General features: G+C 38.1%; 9 protein-coding genes. 7 read left to right on the top strand and 2 right to left on the bottom strand.

The window, feature by feature from the left end:
- Positions 1–72: 72 nt before the first annotated feature.
- Positions 73–396, bottom strand: coding sequence for a helix-turn-helix domain-containing protein (locus tag FC24_RS10295; RefSeq protein ID WP_057874777.1), 324 nt, complete (start codon positions 394–396; stop codon positions 73–75).
- A 258-nt stretch (positions 397–654) separates the two neighbouring features.
- On the opposite strand from FC24_RS10295, the gene FC24_RS10290 reads away from it, so the two are divergent.
- Positions 655–846 carry a hypothetical protein gene (locus FC24_RS10290; RefSeq protein ID WP_057874776.1) on the top strand — a complete coding sequence of 64 codons (192 nt, stop codon included), beginning with the start codon at positions 655–657 and terminating at the stop codon, positions 844–846.
- On the opposite strand, the gene FC24_RS10285 is transcribed toward FC24_RS10290, so the two are convergent.
- Complete coding sequence (locus tag FC24_RS10285) at positions 843–1,034, bottom strand: hypothetical protein (RefSeq protein WP_057874775.1); 192 nt, start codon at positions 1,032–1,034, stop codon at positions 843–845. The two genes, FC24_RS10290 and FC24_RS10285, sit on opposite strands and share 4 nt — an antisense overlap.
- Before the next feature lie 56 nt (positions 1,035–1,090).
- Here FC24_RS10285 and FC24_RS10280 point away from each other — a divergent pair, with 56 nt between their 5' ends.
- The 6 genes from FC24_RS10280 to FC24_RS10260 form a co-directional block, all read left to right on the top strand.
- Positions 1,091–1,900 (top strand): phage antirepressor, encoded by an 810-nt coding sequence (locus FC24_RS10280; RefSeq protein WP_057874774.1) that lies wholly within the window; start codon positions 1,091–1,093, stop codon positions 1,898–1,900.
- Positions 1,860–2,069, top strand: coding sequence for a helix-turn-helix domain-containing protein (locus tag FC24_RS10275; protein WP_057874773.1), 210 nt, complete (start codon positions 1,860–1,862; stop codon positions 2,067–2,069). The genes FC24_RS10280 and FC24_RS10275 overlap by 41 nt, the downstream gene beginning before the upstream one ends.
- Before the next feature lie 17 nt (positions 2,070–2,086).
- Positions 2,087–2,353, top strand: coding sequence for a helix-turn-helix domain-containing protein (locus FC24_RS10270; protein ID WP_057874772.1), 267 nt, complete (start codon positions 2,087–2,089; stop codon positions 2,351–2,353).
- 281 nt (positions 2,354–2,634) lie between these two features.
- Positions 2,635–2,766 carry a hypothetical protein gene (locus FC24_RS11930; protein ID WP_268872309.1) on the top strand — a complete coding sequence of 44 codons (132 nt, stop codon included), beginning with the start codon at positions 2,635–2,637 and terminating at the stop codon, positions 2,764–2,766.
- 15 nt (positions 2,767–2,781) lie between these two features.
- Positions 2,782–2,982 (top strand): hypothetical protein, encoded by a 201-nt coding sequence (locus tag FC24_RS10265; RefSeq protein WP_057874771.1) that lies wholly within the window; start codon positions 2,782–2,784, stop codon positions 2,980–2,982.
- A 44-nt stretch (positions 2,983–3,026) separates the two neighbouring features.
- Positions 3,027–3,539, top strand: a 513-nt coding sequence (locus FC24_RS10260; protein WP_162257017.1) for a DUF1351 domain-containing protein, incomplete at its 3' end; no start/stop codon positions are given.

Here is a 3,539-nt window from a genome sequence, read left to right as displayed (position 1 = left end):
ATTTCTATACAATTCAGAAATCTTTTATGCATTTACACAAAATATTTTACGCTCTCTAATTTCATTCATAGACTATTTTCCTCTCAAAAGACGCTTGATAATTTCCATGTCTTCTTTAGGGATAGGTTTGCCCTGGTAAGTCATAATAACATGTTCGTCTTCAATATCGACTTTTTTTTCTTCTGTATTATCAGAACTGGGGTTATCAGTTTTTCCAAGTAAATAATCTACAGAGACGTCTAGTACGTTTGCCACTTTACTAAGTCTACTAATACTGGGGTCTCTTTTTTTCCATCCGTAAATACTATTAATACCCAATCCAGCTTTTTCAGCAACCTTTTGCAAGCTAAGCGCTCTTTTATTAGCCATCTTTTTTGTTCTCTCAAATACTGTCATAATAGCATATGCTCCTATTGTGATGAGCAAAATAATTCGATGTAGTAAAAACGTGTTGACTATTTTACTGCATTGAATTATAATTAATTCATCAAGTAATTAAGCAATAAAAAAACAAGCCCCTGCCAATAACGACTGTCGGTGTTGAAGTTGACGGGATAAGTTTTTTATACGCTTTTATTTATACCTACATTTTACTCTATCGAGTAAAATAAATCAATGACTTGATTAATAAATTAATTAAGGGGGGTGGCAAAAATGAAGAATGAAAAGGTAGATCGCTGGAACTATAAAAACGAAAAATGGTTTGTAGATGGAGTGGAATCAGTTAAAAAAGCTCTTTTCCAGCAGCCGTCACTCACATATGAACAGGCTGATTATGTACTCAGCCAAGTTCATAGTGATTTAGCAGATGAAAAAGAGCTAACTAGCATTCGGCGAAAAGATTAATCAGGATAGTTTCCGCTGTAATACTTTAATGCATGTTGATAAGCTTGTTCAAAAATTTCGATACCGTTATTTGGATCGTATTTTTTGTTATTAGCCTTAGCTTCAGTTTTTTCCATTTGATAGTCTGCAGTTGTCATTGCAATTGCGGTTGCTAAGGCCAGCTCATGTTCACGCTTTGAATATGGCATGTATGTCACCTCTTTTCTATATGCTAATTAAATTATAACAGAGAGAAGGTTTGCAAATGAATTGGCCACAGATTTTTAATTTTAAAGGTAACAGTATCCGAACTGTTTTGATTAATAACGTACCTTATTTTGTCGGCAAAGATGTAGCCAAAATTCTTGGCTATCAGAATTCTAGTCGCGATATTAATAGACACGTAGATATTGATGATCGGCAAAACTACCAAAACGGTACTTTTGAGTCGCCTAGAGGACTGACAGTCATTAATGAATCTGGCCTTTACTCATTAGTATTGGGCAGTAAGTTACCACAGGCAAAGGAATTTAAGCATTGGATAACACATGAAGTTTTGCCAACGATCCGTAAGCATGGAGCCTATATGACTAGCGAAACAATTGAAAATACACTAACTAATCCAGATTTCATCATTGGGTTAGCCACACAACTTAAACAAGAAAAAGCAGATCGCTTGGTCGCAGAGCAAAAAGTAAACGAGATGAAGCCTAAAGCGCTATTTGCGGAGGCTGTAGCAGTTAGTCACACTGCAATTCTAGTTGGCGATTTAGCCAAACTGTTACGTGGTAATGGAGTAGATATTGGTGCTAATCGTTTGTTTGCTTGGATGCGTAAGCATGGTTATCTAATTAGCGGCAATCGCATGGATCGTAATATGCCAACACAACGATCAATGGACTTAGGCCTGTTCAAAGTTAAAGAAACAGTCATTAATCACTCAGACGGTCATACGTCAATCTCTAAAACGCCAAAAGTGACAGGCAAAGGTCAAACATATTTTATCAAGAAATTTTTGAATCGAGGTGATTCGTATGGCAGAACAGCAATTGGCAAATCTAGTACAAGAAATTGAAACAAATATTAAATCAGCGCTTGTCCAACACCATATGACCCAAGTTGAATTAGCACGATTACTTGATATCAGTCCTGTACGGGCTAATCAAGCCATTAAGGGGGACATGAGACCCAGCTCGGTTGCTATTCGAAAGAAAATTTATCGGGTGTTAGATATTAAGGATTGACCAAAGGGGGTGGGTACATGGAAATCCAATTTCTGAGCGATGAAATGCAGAATGAGATTAAGCAATCAATCATTGACCTGGCTCAGGCAACTTTTGAGAAGGCCAGTAATCAGCGTGTGCCGCAGTTTATGAATAAAAAAACTGCCGCAAAGTATTTAAATGTATCACAGGTCACCTTTGATAAATGGACGGTAAATAAAGAGTTACCTGAGATTCGAATTGATGGCTGTATCCGCTATGACCGTAACGATTTAGACAAATTTATGTTGAGTTTTAAAAATTAAACAATCGGAGCACACCGGAGACATAAATTGAGTAGGAGCGTTTTATAATGCGTAAATTTTTAAACGGTTTTAATTGTGGATTGATAGCTATCATCGTTGGTTTAGTAGCGTTTTGGAGTTTTGTTATTTGGTTAATTGTAAAACTTTTATTTTAATAAGTCAGAAAGAAGGAATTTGAAATGGATAATCAAAATAATTTTGCTGGGTTAGCGGATACAGTACGTGAGGCACAAAAAAATTATGCAGCAACTAAGATCCAGTCAGAAATCCAGTAGGCAGCAATGATGGGTAAAACCACCGTGTCAATTAATCGTAACTTGCCATCGCAAGAAGCCATTGATCAATTACAGGCCGAGGGTTTTGACGTCACGATTTTGTCCGGAAAAGTCATTATCGATTGGGCAAACTTATAAAAGGAGGTGTTAAAAATGGGAGCTGTTGTATTAATTGCGATTTTTCTGGCGTATGGCTTTGGTCGTTACGGCTGGAAAATGTTTGGTTTTGATGATGACGACAAGGCGGATGATGACAACCGTAAGCATGTAGCAGACAAATGGGCTGCTTGGTGCTTACAGGACGAAAAAGCCGCACGTGAGGCAACACGTCCGGCTAATCACAAAATAGTATAAATAAATTACAACTTAAGTATATAACAAAGCGAGGTATGAAAACAATGGCAAATGATATTGCGACGGTGCTGCCAGATTTTACGGTTAAATATCAGCCGGCACCAATTGTAATCAGTAATGAGGCCCAGCTTAAACAGGCAGTTAGTGAGTATGCTGCCAGGTATCAGGATTTAGTGGTGACGGAGGAGACTTTGGCAGACACCAAAAAAGTACGTGCCGAGATGCGTAAAGTGGTTAACCAATTAGACGATAATCGCAAGCAAGTTAAACGTGGGTACGACCAGCCATTAAAGGATTTTGAACAGCAGATTAAAACGCTAAAGGGGGTCGTTAACCAAGTTATTACCCCAATTGACCAAGGGATTAAAGAGCTGGAAGAACGGCAGCGACAAGCCCGAGTTGAGACGGTTAAGACTACGATTGCTGAGATGGCGCCAAATTATGGTGTAGTCCCTGAAGATGTGGAAATCATCCCGGAGTGGCTGACAAAGTCAATCAGTAAGAAAAAGCTACTTGATGGGATTGCTGGGACTATGACAATTATTAAAAATGAGCAG

Origin of the sequence: Loigolactobacillus rennini DSM 20253 (assembly GCF_001436505.1) — a bacterium.
GTDB lineage: Bacteria > Bacillota > Bacilli > Lactobacillales > Lactobacillaceae > Loigolactobacillus > Loigolactobacillus rennini.
The sequence above is the reverse complement of the archived record's forward strand: the minus strand, read 5'-3'. Positions and strand labels throughout refer to the sequence as shown.

Bases quoted from the DNA above. Each gene is read 5' to 3' on its own strand.
- FC24_RS10295 (WP_057874777.1), bottom strand. From the start codon at position 396: ATGACAGTATTTGAGAGAACAAAAAAGATGGCTAATAAAAGAGCGCTT.
- FC24_RS10290 (WP_057874776.1), top strand. From the start codon at position 655: ATGAAGAATGAAAAGGTAGATCGCTGGAACTATAAAAACGAAAAATGG.
- FC24_RS10285 (WP_057874775.1), bottom strand. From the start codon at position 1,034: ATGCCATATTCAAAGCGTGAACATGAGCTGGCCTTAGCAACCGCAATT.
- FC24_RS10280 (WP_057874774.1), top strand. From the start codon at position 1,091: ATGAATTGGCCACAGATTTTTAATTTTAAAGGTAACAGTATCCGAACT.
- FC24_RS10275 (WP_057874773.1), top strand. From the start codon at position 1,860: ATGGCAGAACAGCAATTGGCAAATCTAGTACAAGAAATTGAAACAAAT.
- FC24_RS10270 (WP_057874772.1), top strand. From the start codon at position 2,087: ATGGAAATCCAATTTCTGAGCGATGAAATGCAGAATGAGATTAAGCAA.
- FC24_RS11930 (WP_268872309.1), top strand. From the start codon at position 2,635: ATGATGGGTAAAACCACCGTGTCAATTAATCGTAACTTGCCATCGCAA.
- FC24_RS10265 (WP_057874771.1), top strand. From the start codon at position 2,782: ATGGGAGCTGTTGTATTAATTGCGATTTTTCTGGCGTATGGCTTTGGT.